Origin of the sequence: Vagococcus bubulae (assembly GCF_003950315.1) — a bacterium.
GTDB lineage: Bacteria > Bacillota > Bacilli > Lactobacillales > Vagococcaceae > Vagococcus > Vagococcus bubulae.
Genome location: NZ_NGJT01000025.1, coordinates 1 through 24,444, shown reverse-complemented (window position 1 = coordinate 24,444; position 24,444 = coordinate 1). Strand labels below are relative to the sequence as shown.

Annotated in this window: 18 protein-coding genes; 1 reads left to right on the top strand and 17 read right to left on the bottom strand. The window is 32.3% G+C overall.

Annotation, left to right across the window (positions count from 1 at the left end; translation table 11 throughout):
• Positions 1 to 171: 171 nt before the first annotated feature.
• Genes CBF36_RS10380 through CBF36_RS10370 form a run of 3 tightly spaced genes read right to left on the bottom strand, consistent with a single transcriptional unit; the run spans position 172 to position 3,931 of the window.
• On the bottom strand, positions 172 to 1,797 hold the full coding sequence (locus tag CBF36_RS10380; RefSeq protein WP_125958360.1) for an amino acid ABC transporter ATP-binding/permease protein: 1,626 nt from the start codon (positions 1,795 to 1,797) through the stop codon (positions 172 to 174).
• Positions 1,797 to 3,536 (bottom strand): ABC transporter ATP-binding protein/permease, encoded by a 1,740-nt coding sequence (locus CBF36_RS10375; RefSeq protein ID WP_125958359.1) that lies wholly within the window; start codon positions 3,534 to 3,536, stop codon positions 1,797 to 1,799. Before CBF36_RS10375 ends, CBF36_RS10380 begins: the two co-directional genes overlap by 1 nt.
• Positions 3,533 to 3,931, bottom strand: coding sequence for a YbaN family protein (locus CBF36_RS10370; RefSeq protein ID WP_125958358.1), 399 nt, complete (start codon positions 3,929 to 3,931; stop codon positions 3,533 to 3,535). The genes CBF36_RS10375 and CBF36_RS10370 overlap by 4 nt, the downstream gene beginning before the upstream one ends.
• A gap of 180 nt (positions 3,932 to 4,111) precedes the next feature.
• Here CBF36_RS10370 and CBF36_RS10365 point away from each other — a divergent pair, with 180 nt between their 5' ends.
• Entirely contained in the window at positions 4,112 to 5,680 is a 1,569-nt protein-coding gene (locus CBF36_RS10365; protein ID WP_243638020.1) for an Nramp family divalent metal transporter, read from the top strand.
• 42 nt (positions 5,681 to 5,722) lie between these two features.
• Here the strand turns inward: CBF36_RS10365 and CBF36_RS10360 are convergent, their stop codons facing one another.
• From CBF36_RS10360 to CBF36_RS10295, 14 genes are all read right to left on the bottom strand, one after another.
• Positions 5,723 to 7,600, bottom strand: coding sequence for a beta-glucoside-specific PTS transporter subunit IIABC (locus CBF36_RS10360; RefSeq protein WP_125958356.1), 1,878 nt, complete (start codon positions 7,598 to 7,600; stop codon positions 5,723 to 5,725).
• Between the two features lie 14 nt (positions 7,601 to 7,614).
• Positions 7,615 to 9,054: a 6-phospho-beta-glucosidase gene (locus CBF36_RS10355; RefSeq protein ID WP_125958355.1), complete on the bottom strand. Its 1,440-nt coding sequence runs from the start codon at positions 9,052 to 9,054 to the stop codon at positions 7,615 to 7,617.
• Between the two features lie 106 nt (positions 9,055 to 9,160).
• The gene (gene licT / locus CBF36_RS10350) at positions 9,161 to 9,994 is read right to left on the bottom strand and encodes a BglG family transcription antiterminator LicT (protein ID WP_125958354.1); all 834 of its coding nucleotides are present in this window, start codon (positions 9,992 to 9,994) and stop codon (positions 9,161 to 9,163) included.
• A 201-nt stretch (positions 9,995 to 10,195) separates the two neighbouring features.
• Positions 10,196 to 11,059 (bottom strand): SDR family oxidoreductase, encoded by an 864-nt coding sequence (locus tag CBF36_RS10345; RefSeq protein WP_243638019.1) that lies wholly within the window; start codon positions 11,057 to 11,059, stop codon positions 10,196 to 10,198.
• 154 nt (positions 11,060 to 11,213) lie between these two features.
• Complete coding sequence (locus tag CBF36_RS10340) at positions 11,214 to 13,727, bottom strand: sigma 54-interacting transcriptional regulator (RefSeq protein WP_125958353.1); 2,514 nt, start codon at positions 13,725 to 13,727, stop codon at positions 11,214 to 11,216.
• A 190-nt stretch (positions 13,728 to 13,917) separates the two neighbouring features.
• Complete coding sequence (locus CBF36_RS10335) at positions 13,918 to 14,742, bottom strand: PTS system mannose/fructose/sorbose family transporter subunit IID (protein WP_125958352.1); 825 nt, start codon at positions 14,740 to 14,742, stop codon at positions 13,918 to 13,920.
• Positions 14,739 to 15,548 carry a PTS mannose/fructose/sorbose/N-acetylgalactosamine transporter subunit IIC gene (locus CBF36_RS10330; RefSeq protein ID WP_125958351.1) on the bottom strand — a complete coding sequence of 270 codons (810 nt, stop codon included), beginning with the start codon at positions 15,546 to 15,548 and terminating at the stop codon, positions 14,739 to 14,741. The genes CBF36_RS10335 and CBF36_RS10330 overlap by 4 nt, the downstream gene beginning before the upstream one ends.
• A gap of 12 nt (positions 15,549 to 15,560) precedes the next feature.
• Complete coding sequence (locus tag CBF36_RS10325; protein ID WP_079346348.1) at positions 15,561 to 16,058, bottom strand: PTS sugar transporter subunit IIB; 498 nt, start codon at positions 16,056 to 16,058, stop codon at positions 15,561 to 15,563.
• An 11-nt stretch (positions 16,059 to 16,069) separates the two neighbouring features.
• Positions 16,070 to 16,486, bottom strand: coding sequence for a PTS sugar transporter subunit IIA (locus tag CBF36_RS10320; RefSeq protein ID WP_125958350.1), 417 nt, complete (start codon positions 16,484 to 16,486; stop codon positions 16,070 to 16,072).
• Positions 16,487 to 16,655: 169 nt separating this feature from the next.
• A complete protein-coding gene (locus CBF36_RS10315) occupies positions 16,656 to 17,783 on the bottom strand; it encodes a class C sortase (protein ID WP_125958349.1) in 1,128 nt (375 codons plus the stop codon).
• A gap of 18 nt (positions 17,784 to 17,801) precedes the next feature.
• Positions 17,802 to 18,650: a class C sortase gene (locus CBF36_RS10310; protein WP_243638018.1), complete on the bottom strand. Its 849-nt coding sequence runs from the start codon at positions 18,648 to 18,650 to the stop codon at positions 17,802 to 17,804.
• 55 nt (positions 18,651 to 18,705) lie between these two features.
• Positions 18,706 to 20,220 carry a SpaH/EbpB family LPXTG-anchored major pilin gene (locus tag CBF36_RS10305; RefSeq protein ID WP_125958348.1) on the bottom strand — a complete coding sequence of 505 codons (1,515 nt, stop codon included), beginning with the start codon at positions 20,218 to 20,220 and terminating at the stop codon, positions 18,706 to 18,708.
• Positions 20,210 to 20,875 carry a hypothetical protein gene (locus CBF36_RS10300; protein WP_125958347.1) on the bottom strand — a complete coding sequence of 222 codons (666 nt, stop codon included), beginning with the start codon at positions 20,873 to 20,875 and terminating at the stop codon, positions 20,210 to 20,212. Before CBF36_RS10300 ends, CBF36_RS10305 begins: the two co-directional genes overlap by 11 nt.
• Positions 20,875 to 23,991, bottom strand: a complete 3,117-nt coding sequence (locus CBF36_RS10295) for a vWA domain-containing protein (protein WP_125958346.1) — start codon at positions 23,989 to 23,991, stop codon at positions 20,875 to 20,877. Before CBF36_RS10295 ends, CBF36_RS10300 begins: the two co-directional genes overlap by 1 nt.
• Between the last annotated feature and the right edge of the window lie 453 nt (positions 23,992 to 24,444).

The window sequence follows — 24,444 nt, the reverse complement described above, 5'->3', positions numbered from 1 at the left end:
GACTTGGTTCATGTTATAATCTTTATACATAAATAGCACTCCTTTTTAGTTGGTTTAGTCACCTTAATTATAAAGGATAGTGCTATTTTTTTCGTCAAAAAAAAGGAACAAAATCAAAAATAATTTTATTCCTTTTAATTTTCGTTAATAGACTTTTGGGTCAGCCTCTTTCTATAATTTTATTACATTATCTGCTTTTGATAGTGAGGTTTCTCTATGTGACACCATCACAATTAATCGCTTATACCGTTCTTTTTCAATAGCGCGTAGAATGATTTGTTCGTTCAAATAGTCTAAGTGACTCGTTGGTTCATCTAAAATCATCACAGGTGCATCATGTAAAAATAGTCTTGCTAAACCGATACGTTGTTTTTCTCCATCAGATATATCACGTTTCCCTTGCTTAATTTCGGTGTCATAGCTATTTGGAAGAGACATAATCCACTCATGTACAGAGGCTTTCTTAGCAGCTTGTTCAATCAATTCATCACTTGCATTCGGCATACCTAATCCGATATTATCTCGAATCGTTCCTGTAAATAAATCTGTTGTTTGTGACATGTATCCTTCAATTGAATAAACATCTCTTGTGTTAACTGCTTTGATATTTCGTTCATTGATATTAATACTTCCTTTAGATACATCGAAAAAGCGCATCAACAGATATAAAAACGTACTCTTTCCACGACCACTTTCTCCTTGAATACCAATAAAGCCTTTTGTTGGAAACATTAGGTTAACATTTTGCAACACTGGCTGATCTTCTTGGTAACTAAAAGACACATGATTCGCTGACAATGATTCAAAATCAATTTTATATAATGGTTCTTCCCGTGTGACGTCATTTACAGCCGGTTTTTCGTTCATCACTTGTCTTAAACGTTTGGCTGAAGAAAGAGTAGATAATAGCTCGTTTCCTAACATGCTTAAGGGGATAAACGGTCCAAACGAACTCACAAACACTAGACTTGAAACAATCAACTTATCTGGTTGGACAGATAACGTCACACCAAGTAGCACAAACCAAATTGTCCCTAACGCAATGATTAACTCCATATACCATTGAATGTTTCTAAGTTGTCCTGTCTTTTTTAATGACACACGATTAAGTGTATCACCTCTTTGGCGCAATCGCTGTAACATTTGATTTTTTAACCCATACTGTTGAATATCTTTTTTTCCTTCACTCATCTCAATCACTGTTTGATTTAAGTTAGACAAACTAGTCTTATAATCATCCCCGATTTTTTTCGCTTGCCTATACTGAATACTTGGAACTAATATACCAAGTAATACATAAGCACCCAACGCAATGAGACCTAAAACGAGGTGAACCTGACTAAAATAAGTCACTAGTCCTATTCCCATGATTGTCGCAATAAGAACCGGTGAAACAGTGTGCGCAAAAAATATTTCCAACATCTCAACATCACTAGTAATCAGTGCAATATAATCTCCCTTACCTCTACTAAGCAACTTAGCTGGGGCTAGTGTGCGTAACTTTTTAAATAACTCATGTCTAACGTCAGCTAACGTATGAAAAGCAATATAATGATTCATATATTGCTCACCATATCGAGCAATCCCTCTAAATAATATAGCCATGACTAAACTAAATATCAGCCATGAAAAATTACTAATGCGAGAACTGGTCATCACAGTAACGGCACTCACATAAGGAATATAAATCACACAACAATAACTAATCACACCAAGAATCACTGCAATTAGTACTTGAAAAGGGATTTTCTTTATAAAAGATAACAACCATTTTATTGTATCTAATGTGTCACGCATCAAAATCCCTCCTCAAGTAAGTCTTTTTCAGATTTTAAAAAGTTTTTATAAATAACGGATTGTTTTTCTAATCCATCATGCGTTCCTTTTTCTACTAAACTACCATCATCAAATATTAAAATAGTATCCATCTCTTTTACTGTATACAATCGATGTGAAATAAATAAAACAATCGCTGTTTTCGCTAATTGGGTCACAGCTTCTAATATGGCTTTTTCACTCTCACTATCAACACTAGACGTTACCTCGTCAAAAATATAAATGGCTTTATTTGCTAATAGAGCTCTAGCAATTAATAAACGTTGCCGTTGTCCTCCTGATAGATTTTTTCCATTTGATTGAATCACATAGTTGAGTTGCTCAGGTTGCTCTTTAACAAATGACATCATTTTAACACGATTCAATACTTGCCATAACTCTTCATCAGTCGCCAGAGCATTTCCCATCAATAGATTATCTTTAATCGTTCCTTCAAATAAATAACTTTTTTGATTCACCACTATGATGTCATCTTGCATATCTGATAGACTAATCACATTATGATAAGCATCATAGCCAGTTATTGCCCCAAGCGGTGTGGTGTATTCTCCTGTTAATAGTTTACTTAATGTACTTTTTCCTGAGCCTGATTGACCAATAATGCCGTAAATATGCCCTCTTTCAAAACTAGCACTGACTTTTTTTAAAGCATATTCTTCATCATCTGCGTAGCTAAAAGATACTTGTTCAATCTCTAAGAGAGTCGGTATCGCAGCATTTTTTTCACCTGTTTGTTCTGCGAATGAACTATTTGGACTATCCAAGTAGTCAAACAACCGTTTTGACGCACTAATACCATTCATTGCCACATGAAAAAATGACCCCAGTTGGCGCAAAGGAATAAAAAATTCTGCTGCTAATAAAATAAACATCAGCATCTGTGTTAGTGACACTACCCCATTAACATATCCTGATAATGCAATCACTATACCAACTGCTGCCCCTCCATAAGCAATAATATCCATCACTATAAGTGAATTTAACTGCATTTTTAGTAAATTCATCGTAGCTTGACGAAAAGATTCTGCTCGCTTATCCATCTCTCGTTGTTTAAATTTATCCTGTGAGAATACTTTTAAAGTCGTTAATCCCATTAAGTTTTCATAAAACTGCTCACCTAAAATTAAATACCCATCCCAATACTCTCCCAATATTTTTTTAGCTATCTTCATGATTGCCATGATAGATAAAGGAATTAATGGGATACACAACAATAAGATAATAGCAGGTTTTATATACATAAAAGCTAAAACAAAAAAGACCGTCAAACTAGATAGTAAACAATAGAAAACTTGCGGAATAAAGCGTGAAAAATAATGCTCTAACTGCTCAACTCCTTCTACTGATAGTTGAGTCAATTCTGTATCATTTAAGCTTTGTTGACTCACATCGACCTCTAAACTCTTGGTCAAAACAGCTGTTCGAACATCTAATCGCAAACGACTTGAAGCAAAATGCGTGCAATGCGATTGCCAATTATTTGCCAGTGATTTAATGATTAAACTAACAATAATCACCCCAACAAAACTAATCATCATTAAAGGAGACACTTTTTTTTCGGTATAATACTGTGCAAGAGTCATACATACCACGCTGACTGTTGCAATATTAGCTAAAAGAGTGCCCCATTTCGATAACACAATACCGACAATATACTTTTTATCATCTTGTAATAAATTCATTAACTGTTTATTAATCATATGTCCATTCCTTCTGCCTTTGATGCACTTATTTTTCGCTTATTAGAAAAATAGAGTCTAAAGAAAATAACATGACCAACAAATACTAAAATCAACGCTATACGCATGATTGTATTTGGAACCATAACAAATGGAATAGCCAACAAACAAAAAACGGTTATCAATATTTTGTATTGTTGCGTTTTAGACATTTTCTTTTCGACAATATATTCTTTGACATATTGATTATACCACTTTGTTTTTATAAAATAAGCATGTACTTTTTTTGAACTATTCACCCAAAAAAAAGATGCCGCTAAATAAAATGGGACAGTTGGCAATAAGGGAATGATGATTCCTATTGTTCCTAATATAAATGTGATACACCCTAATATAAAAAAGATTATGCGCTTCATTTCATCGCCCTCTGACTTTCTAGATTATTATGTTCATTCTAATTGAAAAATGTTCTCATTGTCAATCGAATGTCTCGTTTTTCACTCCCTCACTTTTATAAGCCATCCAATAAACTTTGCTTTCACATTTAGACGTTTAAGTGTATGATATGTACAGAAAAAAATAAAGGAGGGGTGAAGATGAGTGAACCTCATAATAACCATGAACCACACAAACTAATCGCTCATACAAATGGCCGTTCATTAGAAGAAATTAACGGATCAGTCGAAGTTCCTACTGGAAAAGGATTTTGGCGAACGTTATTCGCCTATTCAGGTCCTGGTGCTCTTGTCGCAGTTGGATACATGGATCCAGGTAATTGGTCAACTTCTATTACAGGGGGACAAAATTTTCAGTATCTGTTGATGTCTGTTATTTTGATGTCTAGTTTAGTTGCTATGCTCCTACAATACATGGCTGCTAAGTTAGGGATTGTGACTCAAATGGATTTGGCTCAAGCGATTCGAGCAAGAACGAGTAAAAAATTAGGAATCGTTTTATGGATTTTAACTGAATTAGCCATTATGGCAACTGATATCGCTGAGGTAATTGGGGCTGCCATTGCATTGTACTTATTATTTGGCATTCCACTGCTTTATGCCGTTTTAATTACAGTCTTTGATGTCTTGTTATTATTACTTTTAACAAAAATTGGCTTTAGAAAAATAGAGGCATTAGTTGTCTGCTTAATTTTTGTCATTCTATTTGTTTTTATTTATCAAATAGCTTTATCAAACCCATCATGGGGCGCTGTTTTTGAAGGATTAATTCCAACAAAAGATACATTTGCAGACTCACCAAGAATCGGGGGGCAAACACCGTTAACAGGAGCACTAGGTATTATTGGGGCAACTGTGATGCCGCATAATTTATATCTTCACTCTGCCGTATCTCAAACAAGAAAAATCGATCATTCTGATGAAAATCGTGTTGCTGAAGCGGTTCGCTTCTCTACTTGGGATTCAAATATCCAATTAACCATGGCATTTTTTGTTAATGCTCTTCTTTTAATCATGGGGGTTGCGGTATTCAAATCAGGAACGGTTAAAGACCCATCATTTTTTGGATTATATGAGGCTTTATCTGACCCTGAAACGTTAAGCAATGGGTTACTTGTCTCTGTTGCAAAATCTGGTGTTCTTTCAACATTATTTGCTGTGGCACTACTGGCATCAGGACAAAATTCTACTATTACCGGTACATTAACAGGACAAGTTATTATGGAAGGCTTTATCCATATGAAACTACCAACTTGGCTAAGAAGACTAGTGACTCGGTTGATTTCTGTTGTCCCTGTTGTCATTTGTGTTTTAATTACAAGTAAAAAAGGAACGCTCGAAGAACACGAAGCACTTAATAATTTAATGAATAATTCTCAAGTCTTTTTAGCGTTTGCTTTGCCTTTTTCAATGATTCCATTACTCATGATGACTAACAGTGAAGCCGAAATGGGGCATCGCTTTAAAAATACTGGATTGGTTAAATTCTTTGGTTGGATATCCGTTATAGGCTTAACTTATTTAAATCTCATTGGTCTACCTAGTCAAATGGAAGCCTTCTTTGGTGATAAACCAACTCAAAATGAACTGACCTTAGCCCATAGCATCGCTTATCTCTTAATCATTGGCGTCTTGTTACTTTTAGCATGGACAATATGGGATTTATATAAAGGAAATAAACGAATTGTTGAACAGGCTAAACAAAAATAGATAATAAAATCCCTATGACACCAAGATGTCATAGGGATTTTATTATCTAACTTCTATCAGAATAGCATCATTAGTGACCTCTTTATCAAGTGATTTTTTATCAATTTCAGCGTATTCACTATAATTAGTCACTACTACTGGTGTCAATAGACTATAGCCAGAATCCTTAATTAAATCTATATCAAATTCCATCACAACGTCTCCTTTGTTCACATGACTTCCCACTTCTTTTATCAAGTTAAATCCTTTACCATCTAACTCAACTGTGTCAATTCCTATGTGAACTAAAAGCTCCACACCTTTTGTTGATTTAAAGGCTAGTGCATGTTTAGTCCGAAATACCATCCCTAATTCTCCGTCAAATGGTGCATAAATTTTTCCAATAGTTGGTTTAACTGCCACACCTTTTCCTATGATTTCGTCAGCAAAAGTTTTATCTGGTACTTCTGTAATAGACACAGCTTGCCCGATTAATGGACTATAAATCACCTCATCGTCAAACACTACTTCTTTACTTTCTTCTTGATGTAACGTATCCTCTGTTTCAACAATCTCATCATTTAATCCTTCAAATTTTAATCCCATTGTAAAGACAAATGATAAGATAAAACTAACCAAAATAGCCACAACTATTGCAATCAAACTTTTCATACTGCCGTCTGGTGAGATATACGTTGGTAAGATTAAAACATTCGGTGCACTAAATGAATAGGTTTTAACACCTAGTAATACACCTATTACCCCACCAATACCACCTGCTAACATTGCTGCATAAAATGGTTTTTTAAGCTTGAATGTGACCCCAAACATCCCAGGTTCTGTTACGCCTAAAAGAGCTGATACTCCTGTTGAAGCAGCAACAGATTTTCCTTCTTTATTTTTTGTTTTAAACATGACGGCAAATATTGCCCCCGCCTGTGCTACATTACTAATTAAACAAAATGGTAACCAAAAATTATCATATCCTGTTAGTGCCAAATTTTGAATGGCAATAGGCATAATCGTAAAATGCATTCCTGTCATAACTAATAACGGATTTAACCCGGCCAATAAGAATCCTGCTACTGGACCTGCTGTTGCAAACAACCAATCTAAAAAGACTGCTAAATAATTTCCAATATAATTCCCTAATGGAGATAAAATGACTAATGAAATAGGTGTCACAATCAGCAGTGTCAAAACTGGCGTTAAAATAAATCTTAGTACGTTCGGAATATATTTATCTAAAAATTTATAGACATAACTCATTAACCAAATAGTTAAAATGATTGGCACAACTGAATAACTATAAGCTAAATATGGCACATCGAAATTTAAAAATTTCAAAGTCTCTAATCCCTCAGCTGCCCCATTAATAAGCGTTGGATACAATAAAATACCAGCTGAAGATAACCCAATAAATTCATTGACTTTGAATTTTCTTGAAGCAGATACGGCGATTAAAAATGGTAAAAAGTAAAATGCTGCATCCGAAATCATATACAAAACTGAATACGTGCCAGATGTTTCAGAAACTAATCCTGTCATAGAAAAGATTGTCAAAAGACATTTCATCATCCCAGCTCCAATAATGGCTGGTAAGATTGGTGTAAATATACCTGAAATAACTTCTAGCATCACTCCTATAGGATTTGATTTTTCTTTTTTAGCTGTCCCTTCCATTTTTGGTGCCGATGGATCAACTAACTTTTCAATTTCTTTATAGACTTCTGCTACATCATTTCCAATAATAATTTGATACTGATTATTTTTGTACTGAGTTCCTAGTACATCTGGTATTGCTTGTACTTTTTTATCATCAACGATGGATTGGTCAACGAGATTAAATCTTAATCTCGTTGTGCAATTCCATACTTCATTAATATTCTCATTACCGCCTACTTCTTTTAAAATAGTCTCGGCTAGTATTTTAAAGTCCATTATTTTACGCTCCTTTACATTATGTCACCATTCGATGCAATTAATTCTTTATACCATGTAAATGATTTTTTCTTAGAACGTTTGAAAGTTCCTTTACCCCAATCATCCACATCCACATAAATAAATCCATATCGTTTAGACATTTGGCCTGTTCCGGCAGAAATAATGTCGATACAGCCCCATGTTGTATAACCTAATACATCAACGCCATCTTTGATGGCTTCATCCATTGCTAAAATGTGTTCTCTCAAATAATCAATGCGATAATCATCTATAATGTCCCCGTTATCCTCTATCTTATCGACTGCTCCTAGACCATTTTCCACAACAAATAATGGAATTTGATAACGATCATATAAAGTATTCATTGTAATACGGAGTCCTTTTGGATCAATAATCCAACCCCATTGACTCTTTGGTAAATAAGGATTTTCTAAACTTGAAAAAATATTTCCATCTGTTTTTTCAGCACTAGATAATACTTTTTCATCTCCTGAAACCACCTTTGTCGAATAATAACTAAACCCAATAAAGTCTACTGTATTTTTTAGAATGTCTGCATCTTCTGGTTCTTGATGAATCGTTAAATTATGTTCTTCAAAAAATCGTTTACTGTAGCTAGGATAATGACCTCTTACTTGGACATCAATAAAGAAAAATCCTTCTCTATCCATCATTTTTGCTTCCCATATGTCATCAGGATTACAAGTATTTGGGTAACTCTCTCCTGCTGCAAGCATGCAACCTATCATATTATTTGAATCAACTTCTCGACCAATCTTTGTTGCTAAAGCTGATGCAACTAACTGATGATGTGCTGCCTGATATTTAGCTTGTGTAGGATTTTCAAATTTATTCTGATCAAAACTTCCACCTAAAAAAGGCAATACTTGCAAAATATTAATTTCATTAAACGTCAACCAATACTTCACTTTCCCTTTATAGCGATTGAATACTACTGTGGCATAATTTGTAAAGAAATCAATGACACTTCTATTAGTCCAACCATCATATTTTTCATACAAATAAATAGGTGTATCAAAATGATTTAATGTAACTACTGGTTCAATATCATACTTCAAACATTCATCAAATAAGTCATCATAAAACTTTAATCCTGCTTCATTTGGCTCTTTTTCATCGCCTTGTGGAAAGATTCTTGGCCAACTAATTGATAAACGCAAACATTTAAATCCCATTTCTGCAAACAAAGCAATATCTTCTTTAAAATAATGGTACCCATCAATGGCTTTATGACTTGGATAATAATCAAACGTTTGAGACATTGCCAAATGTGGATTGTACATGACGTGAACACGGTCTTCATCTTTATTAGGTAAAAAATCAACTGGTCCTAATCCTCTGCCTCCTTCTTTATACCCCCCTTCATATTGATTGGCTGCAATAGCACCACCCCATAAAAAATTTTCTGGAAAACTCTTTGTTTTATTCATCGTTACTTCCCCTCTCTCATTTTTTATAAAATAAAAAGCGATACCTTAAATAAACCCTTAAAAAGGTTTAAATAAGGTATCGCCTGATTTAACAGTAACAATCCTTTTAGTTATCAAGAACTCTTTGTATATGAACCATCAAATAAAATTGTTCATCATCGCTAATTGTGATGCCTTGTGTGTCATTCATATACTTATTTATTTTTTCTACACACGAATAAACTTTAGGATAAGCTTGGGATAATTGCGTTAACATGGTCATACTCGATGATGGAAAATCTTGATTCGTAATGACTCGATGTGCAAAAAATTTCAAATGAACTAAAAACCGTTCATACGATAAACTGCTTGTATCTAACTCCTGGTTAAAATGATACGCTATAATGACTAAAATATCTTTTACAATTTTAGGAATTTGCATGGTTTGATGCATTTTTTCAGTGCGTTGCTGAGCATTTACAAAATGAAGGGCAATAAACCCTGCTTCATCTTCTGATAACTCAACAGAATAATAATCATTTATCAAGGTCAGTGCCTGTTTAGCCACTTGAAATTCTGTCGGATAAATTTGCTTTATCTCCCACAGTAATGGATTTGAAATATCCTGATTTTTTTGATGCCTTTCTACGGCATTTTCAATATGATCATTTAAACTCAAATATAAATGTTTTCCCAGTTTAAAATCTAATACCTCTTCCCCATAACTAATAATTTCTCTCACTAATACTAATTGTTCAGCAGAAATGTTTTCTAAAAAATCAATAAATTCTTCTGGTGTACTTTCTGCTTCTAAGCGAAAGACTTTTTCAATCTTACTTTCATCCACCTGTTCACCTGGCTTAACATTAAACGCTAACCCATTTCCAATCAAAATAACTTCTCTATTTTTATAATCCGTTGACATTAATACGTTATTATTAAATTTCTTTTTAATAATCATTTTGGTTTCCCAACACCTCCCAACAAAAAAAACACGCAAATACACACAATAAAAAATTGTGGTATCGCCTGCTTTACCAGTAACAATCCGAATATTCTGTTATCGTTTACAAATTAAATTATAAAGACTATTATATTTTTTGTCAATACTTTTAAGGAATATTATTTGAACTAACAACTAGATAAAAATGCCATAGCATTTTTATCCATTCAATACGGCACCACCATTAACATGTAAACATTGACCACTCATATAGCTACTATCTTGATTAGATGCTAAAAAAACAAAGCTAGGGGCTACTTCATAAGCTTCACCACAACGTTTCATCGGTGTGTCTAACCCAAATTTTTCATGAGTCATCCCTTTCATTGTCGCTGGGATGAGAGGTGTCCAAATTGGTCCTGGGGCCACACAATTGACGCGAATTTTTTTATTAATAAACTCCTCACGCACTGACAATGAACGCGTATACCCTACCACTGCACTCTTAGTAGTCGAATAAGTTAATAGATAAGGATGGCCACGATACGCATTGACTGACGCATTATTTATAATAGCTGCTCCCTCATTAAAATATGGGAAAAGATATTTTGTAAAATACATAAAACTATAAATATTAGTCGCAAATTCACGTTGAACTTCGGTTTCTGTAATATCAACGATACTATCACGTTCATGCTGTTCAGCAACATTATTAACTAGTATATCAATTGATTTAAACTTATCAATAAAGTAATCAACGGCTTCTTTTACCACATGTTCATGCCCAACGTCTCCTTTATAAAGATAAACCGTTGCCCCAAGTTCTTCGGCACGTTGTTTTACTTGTAATGCATCAGCATCATTTTCATGATACACAATCCCAATATCAGCTCCCTCATGGGCAAATGCGATAACAACAGCGGCACCAATCCCACTATCTCCACCAGTTACAATCGCTTTTTTACCTTTCAACTTATTTGCTGACAAGTAATTTGGATCTTCAATCAATACTTTTGTTGACATGAATTCATTGCCGTCTTTTTGATGATAATCTTCTTTTGGTTTGCTTAATTTATGTTCCAATGATATCTCTCCTTTTCTAAACCAACGTTAGTAAAAAATACAGTCATTGTTAAAACATTACTACAAATAGAATATTATCACAAAAAAAGTGTTTTTGTTAAATGATAAACATCACAAATTTTATTTTTATACAAAAAATATCATTTTAATGATATTAACTCGCTATAATCTCGTGTAAGACATATAACTCCCAATCAGAAATGCTAATGCGATAAAAATCTTCAATAGAGGACAACAAGTCTTTTATGTTTCCATAAAAATAGTTATCATTAATTTTAAGTTGTGATAAATCAGTTGGGACAGGATAATCAACTGAACCTAAAATGGTTCGTTCAATCATCAATGCTAAATGCATCGTTAAATTAAATTTAACTTTCACATTAAACTTTATGCCAAATCGACGTTCACATTTTTCAATGATTAATTCCACCTGTTTAATAATAATTTCAGGATTTAAGAAATTTAATTTTTCAGACAGTCCTTCTTTAGAAAAGAAATAGATACACTTATTCGTTAAATCCGTCATATATTTTTCGTGAATCGTATTACGAAACGTATATTTCATCGCTTGATGTTCCGTGTCCTCATCTAGTATGTCTAGTAGATTAACAGAAGACACATTAGTTTTATTATCCAAATAAGACGTGGTCATAATTAATTCTGTTGTGTCAAGATAGCCCTTATCTGAATTTTCACGATCTAAAATATCTAGTAACTCATTAAAATGCATCACGATGATTTTGATTTCTGGATTAATAAATGGTTCAAATAACTTTTTTAATTTTTTAGCAATATCATAACCTAAAATACTCGAAATAATGACATTGCGATCATTTGAAAATCCCTCAAAATACTGAATATCCGTAATAAATTTCTGCTTAATATTTTTTGTGATGTCATAAAATGTGTGATGATTTAACAATTGTTGTCCGATTTCCAAAGCAAATGACGTGGTTAAATTATTCACCACTAATAACTCTCCCATAATCTCTGGTTTTAAACTTTTATAAAAATGAACCAAGGACCCCATATCAACCAACATAATCACGCCCTCAGATGTATCACGTTCAGCTAACCAAGCCTTTACTTCTAAGACAATATCTTTAATCGACGCGTCTAACGGCATATTGATTGCATCAAACACATAATTTCCACAAAGTTGATTAGATACAGCTTGAATGCTACTTGCTGTTGTATCCCCATGTGCTACAAGAAGAGCATGATAGGCAATTTGCTCTTTGATGGTTCCAATTAAAAATAGACTCAATAGAAAACGAGCGTCTTGTTTGTATTCAACAGGCAATTTAGACGTAATTTTTTTTGCAAATAGTGCTGTCCTAGGGTATTCCATACTTAATGTTTGACGAATGGACTGATTGTCTAATACTACTTTATCTTTTAACGTTAAGTAATTAAGTAATTTATCCATATAAGGCATGACACTATCTGATTTTCCGAGTATTTGTTTTGCACTGGCTAATACTTGTTCTTTTACTTGATTTAAGACATATACATCTTGATACAAATAGTTTGAATCAAGAGAAAAATCTAGTAATGCTTCCCTTAACTCTAGAACATCTGTAGTCGAATTCATTACTGTGTTTAACGCACTGATGACTTCTTTTGATATAGCGGTAACATCTTTTAATGGGGTTTTATAAGAAACAACCACTGAACTATCCTGATGATCCCCAACATAAAGAATCTCACTATTTTCTTGCTGTTGGTAGTGAAGAGCATCTGCACAATATAGCTTCACTTTATTGGCTAATTGACCAATGTTACCTGGCATTTTTTCATGTAAAAAGGTATCAAAAATTAAACGATCAATCACAATGTCTTTTCTAAGTAGCTGCGCTTCTTTTAAAAATAACGCTTTTAAAATCGTTTCTCTTTCATGGAGTGGGCGCAAATGATAGTCTGCTAGTTCTAAAACCGCTGAAATACGGCGTAAAAAAGTGGGCAATAAAACATCTTTAGGCTCTTCTGTTGTCGCAAAAATCAAGCGAACGTTAGCTGTTTCTACTTTATCTTCTTCACCAATTAAGCGAAACTGCCCCGAGTCCATAAACTGAAATAGTTTTTCTTGATTCTCATATGATAGTCGATGCACTTCATCTAAAAATAAAATGCCATTATCCGCTTTACTAAGCAATCCCTTTTTATCTTTATCTGCCCCAGTATAGGCTCCTTTTTTATGACCAAATAATGTTGAAGAAAGTAACTCAGGGTTATTAGCATAATCCGCACAATTAAATACCACAATATTATCAGAACAATTGGCTTGTTGCTGATTGAGATAATCAAAAATTAAGTGAGCTAAATACGTTTTTCCTACGCCACTATTTCCATGTATTAATATAGGCAACCCTTTTGGCGGATAAGACATGGCTGCTTTACAGGTCTTTATCATAGATTTAGCACTACCTTGACTACCGATAAATTGCTCAAACACATCTTGTGATGAGGTTTCGTCACGATTAGCAATTTGCCAAACAATAGGATAGGTTTGACTTTTTATGACTTCATTATCTTTAGCTAACTCATTCAAATACAAACTCGTTACAGAACGACTCAAACCAATTTTTTTGGCTAATTCTGTTGTGGTAATTCCCTCTTTTACTTCTCTAATACCTTGAAGTAACTGTCTTTTAGTGGACTCTTTCATTTTTTCACTCATCCCCCATCATACTAAAAAACGCATGACACTTATCGCCCATGCGTTTTTGTTTTAACAATCCCTTTATTTTATAACCTTAACATCACATAGTTTTTTACTTGTTAAATTTTAGCACACTTTACTGTCTTCATACATGATCATTCGTTACCAAAATCCTATGTATTGTGTAATAAATTGATTAACAGATACCAAGTAATCCTAAAATAATCCCTAAAATCATGATGCCAAACATCACAACATTGATGTTTACTTTTTTACGTAATAACCAAAACGTAATTAATGTCACTGTTAGTGGAACAATCCCAACAAATAGTTGATCTAAATAATCTTGAATTTTAATTGGATCAGACCCACTAACGGTTACTTCTAAAATCGTTTTAAATTTTACAGTTGAAGCAGTCATACTTCCCATCATTAGTAACCCAACCATACTAGAGGCTTTAGTCAGTATTTTCATACCGCCACTTTCATATAGTTTTTGAATGAAGTTGGCCCCAACGGAATACCCTGTATAAAGAGCATAATAATGAATAATAAAAGCTGGAATATTGTAAAGTGCTAAGAATACAATCGCTCCCATAACTGATCCAGTACTGGCAATTGAAATCCCAATACTTGCGGCAATAACACGTAAAATCCCCCAAAAGAATGAATCACCAATACCTGATAAAGGCCCCATCAATGATGCTTTAACCGCTGTAATTGAACTAGCATCAAAATGATCATCTTCACTATTTTGTTTTTCCATTGAAGTCACAAGACCCATAATAAAGTTATTAATATGCATCGTTGCGTTAAACCATGTGGTATGACGAACAATCGCGTCGGCACGTTCTTCATCTGTTTTGTAGTAACGATTAATCACAGGAAGTAAGGTATAAATAACGCCTAACGCATGATATTGTGTGGCTCCTGTACGACTGGCATTCATTGTCCATGAGCGCCAAAAGACTGAGCGCATCATTTTTTTATCTTCAACTGACATATCTTGTTTTAATTTCATGCGAAAAAGTCCTCCTCTTCCTCTTCTTTACTCATTTCACCACTGGCTACTTTTCCTTGTGTGGTTGGTAAATTCATCATTTGTACATCGCGTTGAACCATCATCACACAAATCACAATCCCAACAGCAGCGACTGCAACAGCTGGTAATTTCAAGTAAGCTGTTAAAATAAACCCTAATAAGTAAAACACTGCTAATTTATTATCCCAAAGTAATTTCATCAACATTGCAAACCCAACAGCTGGTAATAAGCCACCTGCCGCACTCAAACCATTCATCACATTTTGTGGTATGTTATTTACCATAACAGCAACAGGTTCGCTTCCAAGTAAGACCCCAACAAATGAAATCGCTGCAATAATAAAGTAATAGAAAATCCATGTCCCATAATGAAGTGCCACAATTTTTCGTTGATTATTTTCACGTGCAATACGATCTAACATTGGCGCAAAAATATTCATTAAAACATTTTTCAAGAACATCACAACAAATGCTGCTAACATCCCAATTGGAATCGCTAGTGTAATCGCCGCTTTTTGTTCAACGTTTGCAATAATCGCAAAGGTTGTCGCAAGAGTTGTCGCTGTCACTGGTTCAGCAGAAATCACACCACCTATGTTAACATTTCCCATAAACACTGCTTCAAGTGCTGCTCCCATCAAGACACCTGTTTTTAAATCTCCCATCAATAGTCCTGTCACAAGACCAACAACTAATGGGCGTTCCAACATACTTTGACCTGTTAAATAGTTACCAGCAAAACAGATAAACACACTAAGTCCTGCCATAAGTGCATGCATTAACATTTTTTATCCCCCTTAAACATTTTTCAATGCTTTTTTCAATTCTAATTTTGGATTAGTTGGTAAAACTTGATTGTAACTATCCACACGTTCTAATTCTGACAATTCTTTAGCAGCCGTTAACTCATCTGGATTAAGTAGAACACTTGGGAAAATCGTTGTTTTGTCTTTTGGATCTGATTTATCAAAACGACCCGCATTTGCCACATTCACTGTTTCAACAGCATCGACATGTTGCGCAATTTTATTTGCATCAGACACACAGTTTACAATCACAAACATACGTTTATCTTTCCCACGAGGGTCATTAAATAATTCAATCGCATCATCTACTGAACGAACTAACAACTTCATCCCATTTGGTACAGCCATTTTTAATGTCATTTGCATCACTTGATTTTTTGCCGCCTCATCATTTGCCACAACTAAAAGTGGGGCATTTAATTCTTTTGTCCATACAACAGCTACCTGCCCATGAATTAATCGGTCATCTACTCTAATTTGTGTAATCATTTTTTCTCCTCCTAAAAAATATCGTCCTCTTCTTCTATTGTGGTTGGAACCTGTTGAACCTGTGATTCTTGAATTGCAGCCAGTATATCTTCTTTTGACAACACACCAGTATTTTCATGAAACATAATCGATAAAATAATAGCTAAATTTGAATTTGATACTAATATAATGTTGTCTTTCCCTGATGTCATAATCTCTGCTGCAATTTTTTGATTCACACTTCCACCGTACAAATCTGTGAATACAATCCCCTGACTATCTTCACTAACCTCTTGAATAAATTGTTGAACTTCTGGCGTGTAATCGTCATCCGTGACATAAGCATCTATCACTTGAACGTTATCACCACTACCGGTTAAGAGGTTCAACGAATTTTGTAATCCACTAGCAAACTTGCCATGCGTTGCAATTAAATAACTTCTCTCCATCTTTTTCACCTCTTCACTTTTATATAAGCAAGTATGATGCCAACTTTCAAAGTCAATAGAATACGGTTACAAAAGGGTTTTAGGTAAATTATACTGTTTAAACACTTTTCTTTTTTTCTAAACAACTTAAACACTTAAAAAAGCATACTAGTATCAATCGCTAGTATGCTTAAATGACTTCTATTTCATATTTTCCATATCTTTTTTTAGTATATTTTTTATTCTTATTAAAAATAAAAAGTTGTGTTTGTTTTATTTTTCTAATACCTAATTGATTAGTAGTTAACGTATCGTTAATTTTCAAACGATACAAACCTCTAGGTATATTTTTAAACGTAACAATATCATCTGAGTAAACTTTATGCTCATATACAGTGCCATCTCTGTACATTGGGTGATGCCCATTTTTACTATATAAAGAAACTATAAATGGTGAATCGAAATCCTTAGAAAAGACCCTTACTGATAGAGTCATATTTTTTTTAGATAAGATAAACATTGTAATGGTTTTTACAATGTAAATAAAAGTTGTTAATAAAAATAATAATAATAATATGATTATTCCGTACATCTTTAATAATCGTATTTTATTACCTCCATTTTCATCTTTTTTAACTTTTTCTGTATACTCTATTCTATGACCTGTCACTAACAACCTATGCGTATTCACCATATAAGGAGTACACGTTAATAAGGTCACTAAATCTTCCCCTGGTACGATTTCAATGCTATCTGTTTGATCAGGGGTTACTACTTTAATAGATTCAACTTGATAAGCCAAAGTATCATCTTTTAATTCAATTAAAAATACATCATTTTCTTTTAAGCTAGTTAAATTAGTAAATAATTCTCTATTGGGTAAACCTCTATGAGCAGAAATGACAGAGTGGGTATTTTCTCCCCCTACTGGTAAAGACGTTCCATCTAGCACTGTTGCACCATATTCAAGTAAGTACGGTGTTGTTATCCCAAATAATGGCAATTGTATGGATAGTTTAGGAATATTTATTTTCCCAATCAAATATTTTTTCTTATCTACTTTATGATTATTATCACTTGATTCATCAAAAGGATCGCCTCCTATATGAATCCCTTCTTCAGATAATTGACTATTTCTTTCTCTAAACTCTTTGGCCTGTTGACTGTATATTTTATCATCTTCTTTTTGATAACTACGCATATTATACTGAGATATGACATTGTTTAGTTCATTGATATAAAATGGATACGTCATTACCAAAAACCCTAATAAAAACATTATCATAAATAAGCCATTTACTATAATCTTTTTTTTCATTACTAAACCTTCTTAATATTATTCATATTCTTTATTCTTTTTAAATGACAAAACTAACATTCGAATAGAATATAAAAATAAAAGTAGTATAATTAAAAGTAGCAAAAGTAAGCCAATAGTTTCTTTTAGTTGATGTTTATTTATACTATCAATATCTTGCTTAATCATTTTTGTATTATAATCTACTCTTTTGCCAGTTACTAGTAAACGATGTGTATTAATCATGTATGGTGTACAAGTCAATAACGTTGTTAAATCTTCCCCATCTTTAATGTTTAAATCTTTCGTCTCCGTAGGCAGTACTGTTTTTAAGGATATAATTTCATATTTCAATATCTCTTCCATATTGTCTATTAAAAAATGATCGCCAATCTTAAGTTCACTTAAATCCGTAAATAATTTTTTTTCAGGGAAACCGCTATGTCCTGTTATCACAGTATGCCTACTCACCCCACCTGTAGGATATGATGTTCCTTGTAATAGAGTTGCACCTTCCATCAGTAAACTATCATTAGTTTCATCAAATATTGGTATATTTACATTGATGTTTGGTATATATATTGTTCCAATAAAATGCTGTTTTAATTGTTGTTTATTCAACCTAGTGATTGATTGCTGTTCAAAAATATCCGCTGTTAATCCTATCGTTGTGACACTTTCTTTTTTATTTTTTTCCTTCTCAATAATTCTTTTCTTTTCATTGATAAACTGCATGTTATTATCACTAGTAACTTCAGAAACAAGTTTGTTAGTATACATAACATTAACTACATTTGATAAAAAAGGATAAAAAAAAGTAATTAAGCCTGTAATAAATAATATAATAATAAGCAATTTGAAAAACGGTTTTATTATTTCTTTGTTCATTATTCTCCCTTACAGTGAAAAGACTACTTCATTTGAAGTAGTCTTTTTTTACCATCTATATATTTATTTGTTTTTTATATTTTTTAGACCAAATAATAGCAGTAAACATCATTAGACTTCCTAAAACTAAAAACATAATAATTCCCTTTCCTCCAGTAGATGGTAGTAAGCCTTTAGGTGTATTCTTAATTGACTGAACTTCCTCTTTTTCATACTGACCATGAGAAACTAAAAATAAAATATCTTTTGGTAGTTTTACATATTTACTACTTGGTGCTTTCGTTTCTTCAAGTTGATACTCTCCGTCTAAAAGACCTTTAACGGCAAACTCACCATTATCTTGTGAAGTTAAACGAGTCGCTTCTTCTTTAGAATTTACCCAACGAGTGAAAATGTATACTCCTTTATTTACTTCATGTTCTTCAAATTTTGCAAATTTATCTTCTTGTTTTACAATAAATTCTGCGCCTTTTAAAAGAGTTCCACTATGAGCATCTATTTTCTTAAATTTTTTCCCTCCTGTAGCAATTCCTGGTGGTGAAGGGATTTTGGTTTTAACAGTATCTTCTTTTCCAGGATTGTAGATAATAAACGCTTCATTATTTTGTGCTTCATCTGGATTAATATCTTTAGTTAATTTCATATCATATGTAACTATTAATTTTTTCCCTGCTAATTTTTTAACATTCTGACTATCTAAATTAAACTCTATTGAAAAACCACCACCATCAGTTTTTAATGTATAATCTTCATGTTCTTTTAAATCTCCAACTTTTAGATTACCACTATATGCCAAACCTTCAGTTGGTTTATCTTCAACAACATACCCAGTAGTATCATCGTGTTGAATATTAGTAGGTATAAATAACGTTAATTCATAATTAAACATATCACCTGTTGTAACATTACGATATTCTTGTCCGTTTAAAATTAATTTATTACTAAATGAATCTATGTTAGCTAATTTTTTAGAATTTTCAGCTTGTTCATTCTTAGGATAAATATGAATATCCTTATTTATTTCATCTGAATTACTAGCTTTATAGATAGGAAAAGCTAACACTATAGGTGAAGAAACTGTCGTAATATTAGGTTTAAATGGTGTTTTGGTTTCTAAAAATAGATATACTGAATCTTTTCCATTTGTCTTTGTATTCAATTTTTCAAAGATGGCTTGACCATCCTCTGAGGTAATTTTATCAATACCATCTTTATTAGCTAAATCAAGACTATTAACACTATTCTGAATATCTTCTATGACCGCTTTCTGAGATACGCTAATATCACCGGTCATCTTTTTCATTTTTTCATAATAAATATCTGTAATATTATACATTGTAAAGGTTACATTAGACAACGGTTCTCCACCAAAGTCCACGTTTACCTCTCCTGTATTCAACTGAGAATTTTCTTCAGGTTTTTCTCCCATGTTAAATACACGTTTATGTAATGTCACATTTGCCTGTACATTATCACTTAGTTCTGCTGCTATTACTGGGTGAGCTCCTGTTATAACTACCATTGCCCATGCTAACAACCCTATTATCAATGTTTTTATTCTATTTTTCATTAATGTTTCTCCCTATTAACTTTTTTATATATAATATACTTCCAACGGCTAATAATCCTATATAAAACATCATATTTTTAACTTCTCCCGTTTGAGGGAGTAAATACTGATCTTTCTTTTTATAAAGTATCTTTGTTTCTTCGTCGTTACTTAATTCTTGATACAACTTTGGATATAGTTCTAACTTATTTTTTGTTGATTCAAAAATAGAATCTGAAACTTTAATAAGCATAGGTGACGTTTTTAACATCATACTTTGTTTGTAATCTTTATTTTCCAAAATCATCATATATTGTATATCTTTACCAACTAAATTTACATTATATTGGATTATCCCTTTTTTAAGTTCAGTTTTATCATATGATAACCTTTTCACGTCTTTGGTTATTTTTCTCATATATCCTTCATCAGCATTTAGAAACTCTTTTTGTAACTCAATAAAATCTCTCTCACTTTGTTGAACTAATTCGGTTATATCATAAATATCAAATTCTTTTTTATCTAAACCGGCTTGGTCTAGTATTGAATCGTCTGAAGGATCGTATAAGTGAATGATTATATTTAACCTACTATCTTCTAATTCTGCACTACTATCTAATCCAAAAGACAACAGACTAAATAGTATTAACATTAAATAAATAAACTTATTTTCCATTAGCCGATTCTCCTAAGATATTTATAAAAATAAATTAAACAAAAAAATAAACTAATAAATAATAAACTCGCTCCTAATATTTTAAATTTTGAAATACCATTACCACCTGTACTTGGTAACAACCCTTTAACTGTATTAGAAACAGTTAAAACTATCTCATTATTGTGCTCTAAAACATCTTTTATTAGTTTTCCATCTATTTTTACAGCTCCACTAGATAAAATAACTATTTCAATTTTTTTCTCTAACAAGACATGATTACTATCATTTTTAGTTTCCTCTAAAAAATATGTTCCTGGTCGTAATCCTTTAAACGTAAAAATATTTCCATGGTCTTCATCTGAAGATAACTCTTTGGAATAAGTATTTTTCGAATCAGTTAATTTAAATTTAACACCTCTTACAGGATGATTATATTGATTTACTTTTTCAACCCTTAAAGAAAAATCTTTTAATTTATTAATAACTATATGATTTTTTGGTAATCCTTGTATCGAAAGAGACTTTGTCTTCTCATCTTGAATCACTTCAAAAGAAATATCAGGAATTTTTTCATAACCTGTAGGAGAAGTGTTCTCTTTTAGAATATACTTACCTACTGGTAATTCTTTTAAAAATTTAACTTTTCCTTGATGGTCAGATATTACGTTTTTCTCTATAAACTCTGTACCACTCTCTTTATATATAGAAAAACTAGCTCCGGATAGTCCAGTCTGCCCATCTTCTCCCACCTTTGTTATCACTATAGGTAATGTGTCTAAAATATTAGTAATGAGTACTTCATTTTTCACATTATCCTTAGTTATAATCTCTGATGAGTATTGGGTTGGCTTATATCCAAATAAAGAATCATTTTCTTTTTTATCATTCAATTCAACAATTCGATATTCATATTCTGTATTTCCTACTTTAAAAATCACATCTTTAAATTCATTTTGATACTCATTACTATTTTGCAGTGTTTTTTCATCAATCGATTGATTAGAAACAGTTTCCCAGTCTGCGTTACTATTTTTTTCACGTTTTTGTAGTTCGAATGAAATATTTTTTCGCAATTTCCAACTGTTATTATCATCATTCCATATTTTTTTATATTTAATACTTTTTTTTTCTGGAATAACTCTCACAGAAGGTACGGCAAATCCAACAACATTTTCTTCTTCTTTAGTGAATGCAAATGTAGGGCCATTAGTAGGATAAAAATCTCCATCTTGATATTCTTTTTTTAGTTGAACTTGGTAGTTCAATCGAATACCATGACGTGTTGTATCGTCAGAACCTAAATGCAGATTAGACAAAACAATATTTTCTGAATCTATGCTTACTACAACATCTTTTATATAAGACTCATTATTCGTTTGTAATTGTTTATCTTGTGTTAATGACAAACCGGTCAATTTGACCTTCGAAATATCCGTCAAGGAAACATATTCACTCATAGGATCATTTAGCTTACCAGAATGAACATTATAATTAGTAGTTAAGATACTTTTTTTAATATTATCCAACACACTATTCATATCTTGTTCACTGGTTGCTGTATAAGTACCCGACGTACCAATCGCATCAAGAACTCCATAGGTACTATCTTTTGAAATATCAAAACCTATTGAATAGGCTTTGGTACCTGCAGGAAGTTGTTGACTATATACTTGATTAATTAAAGAAGCATTATCTTGACCAACTTTAGATAAGTTTTGCGATGTACTCCCTGTACCATAAACCTGATAATTTCGATCAATAGTTTTCGAAACAGAATAATTGTAATATCTGCGAATGTTTGATGGCTGTCTATCATCTAACCATAAATCATATGAATCAAAGTTCCTAGTATTTGGAGCAAATGTAGCCTCCCCATCCGTTAATACGATTAAATATTTTTTTGCATCTACTCTTGAACCAAATTTAGGATTTGTTAGCAACTTAACTCCCATATCAACTCCTATAAAAGTAGGGGTCCCTGAATTCCATTCCGGTGATTTAGATACAATTGGATGATTGACAATTTCTCGAGAACTCTTTGTAAAATATCTTTCTTGATAGTTGCTTGTTGAAAAGTTAGCTAAATCTGAAAAAATATGAGTATAATTCCATGGATTTTGTAAAGACCCATAGGATACTAGCCCCATTTGAACATCATTATCTCCAAACAGCCCCTCTGAAAACCGTTTCATTGTTTTCTGTAGTGTAGCCCATCTATCACCTATCATACTAGATGATTTATCAACCACGAAAACCACATCAACTTTATTAAGTGTTTTAGTTGACCCACCAATAATATCTAACTCAATGTCAAATTTTGTTGGATCATCTGTAGGCTTAACAATTTTTTTAGTCAATACATTGCCATTTTCAACATCGTTATCAAAGATATAATTATGATATCCATTGATAAAATTTATAGATTTCCCATCTATGCTAAGTGTTTTTGGGGATGGATCATAATTTTTCCCAAAATTAAAATTTTTAACAGTATTTTTTTGATTAATTAATCGATTGTCCGATATAAAATCATACGTCCCATTATGGGGATATATACCATTATCTTGATTAGTTTTGTTTTTTTGATGGATATAATAAAAGGGATCATTATACCCCTCAGTGATGTTTAAATACATTGGATATGCTGTTTCATAAAGAGAAGTAGACAATGGTGGAGATTTATCATCTGGTGAAGATGACATCTCATTAAACGAAAGTATTTGGTCAGCCACAACCGAAGTTTGTAACGGCTCTGTTTCTTTTATTAATTCAATTTCTATTGGAATACTTTGAATATCTTCTTGAGATATAATTTCAAGACTTCCATAATCATCTAAATTAAAGTGTGCTTCGATATAGTCGTTACTATCTGTTTCTTTTATTAAGTTATCAGATGGTATTACTTGAACAGATTGTCCAACTTTAAACCTCAGTTTTGTTCTATTTTCGTTATTTTTATTGTATTTTATTTTCCAGTGAATGTTTTCATCATTCTGGAATGTTTCATAGTCTATTTTTAATTCTGGTGTATCAGTTATTATCCTTAAATCATTTTGATTAGCATCAACAACTGTTGGTAGAATAACACATACTGTCATCAATAATATAAATACCAACAAATACTTGATTTTCATTCATAACCTCCTCGTTTAATCACAGTATCTTCATATAAAATTCGAGAATTCTCATTTCAAATACTAATTAAAAAAACACTATAAGTCAATAATGAATTTTAAAATCATAAAAATAAACAATTAAAGGCATAATATTTATAACAGTTGTGATTTCATTCATAAATGAACAATTATAAGTATACCAATTGATAAATTTATAAAAAAGATACTTTAAAACTCTTATTTTTTTGGCTGTACACTAAATCGTGTTGATAGATTAAATTCTATCAATGCGATTTTTTATTTAGACATAGAAAAAGAGGCATTCTTATTGGTAAAATTAAGTCGACTAAAACCAAAATTACAAAGGAGAATACCCCTATGGATAATAATACAAGAAAACTACTCAATTTAACAGATGATTCTCTTATTTTTAATGAGAATTGGTTGTCTCGCGAAGCGAGAGACAACCGA

Bases quoted from the DNA above. Each gene is read 5' to 3' on its own strand.
- CBF36_RS10380 (WP_125958360.1), bottom strand. From the start codon at position 1,797: ATGCGTGACACATTAGATACAATAAAATGGTTGTTATCTTTTATAAAG.
- CBF36_RS10375 (WP_125958359.1), bottom strand. From the start codon at position 3,536: ATGATTAATAAACAGTTAATGAATTTATTACAAGATGATAAAAAGTAT.
- CBF36_RS10370 (WP_125958358.1), bottom strand. From the start codon at position 3,931: ATGAAGCGCATAATCTTTTTTATATTAGGGTGTATCACATTTATATTA.
- CBF36_RS10365 (WP_243638020.1), top strand. From the start codon at position 4,112: ATGAGTGAACCTCATAATAACCATGAACCACACAAACTAATCGCTCAT.
- CBF36_RS10360 (WP_125958356.1), bottom strand. From the start codon at position 7,600: ATGGACTTTAAAATACTAGCCGAGACTATTTTAAAAGAAGTAGGCGGT.
- CBF36_RS10355 (WP_125958355.1), bottom strand. From the start codon at position 9,054: ATGAATAAAACAAAGAGTTTTCCAGAAAATTTTTTATGGGGTGGTGCT.
- licT (WP_125958354.1), bottom strand. From the start codon at position 9,994: ATGATTATTAAAAAGAAATTTAATAATAACGTATTAATGTCAACGGAT.
- CBF36_RS10340 (WP_125958353.1), bottom strand. From the start codon at position 13,727: ATGAAAGAGTCCACTAAAAGACAGTTACTTCAAGGTATTAGAGAAGTA.
- CBF36_RS10335 (WP_125958352.1), bottom strand. From the start codon at position 14,742: ATGAAATTAAAACAAGATATGTCAGTTGAAGATAAAAAAATGATGCGC.
- CBF36_RS10330 (WP_125958351.1), bottom strand. From the start codon at position 15,548: ATGTTAATGCATGCACTTATGGCAGGACTTAGTGTGTTTATCTGTTTT.
- CBF36_RS10325 (WP_079346348.1), bottom strand. From the start codon at position 16,058: ATGATTACACAAATTAGAGTAGATGACCGATTAATTCATGGGCAGGTA.
- CBF36_RS10320 (WP_125958350.1), bottom strand. From the start codon at position 16,486: ATGGAGAGAAGTTATTTAATTGCAACGCATGGCAAGTTTGCTAGTGGA.
- CBF36_RS10315 (WP_125958349.1), bottom strand. From the start codon at position 17,783: ATGAAAAAAAAGATTATAGTAAATGGCTTATTTATGATAATGTTTTTA.
- CBF36_RS10310 (WP_243638018.1), bottom strand. From the start codon at position 18,650: ATGAACAAAGAAATAATAAAACCGTTTTTCAAATTGCTTATTATTATA.
- CBF36_RS10305 (WP_125958348.1), bottom strand. From the start codon at position 20,220: ATGAAAAATAGAATAAAAACATTGATAATAGGGTTGTTAGCATGGGCA.
- CBF36_RS10300 (WP_125958347.1), bottom strand. From the start codon at position 20,875: ATGGAAAATAAGTTTATTTATTTAATGTTAATACTATTTAGTCTGTTG.
- CBF36_RS10295 (WP_125958346.1), bottom strand. From the start codon at position 23,991: ATGAAAATCAAGTATTTGTTGGTATTTATATTATTGATGACAGTATGT.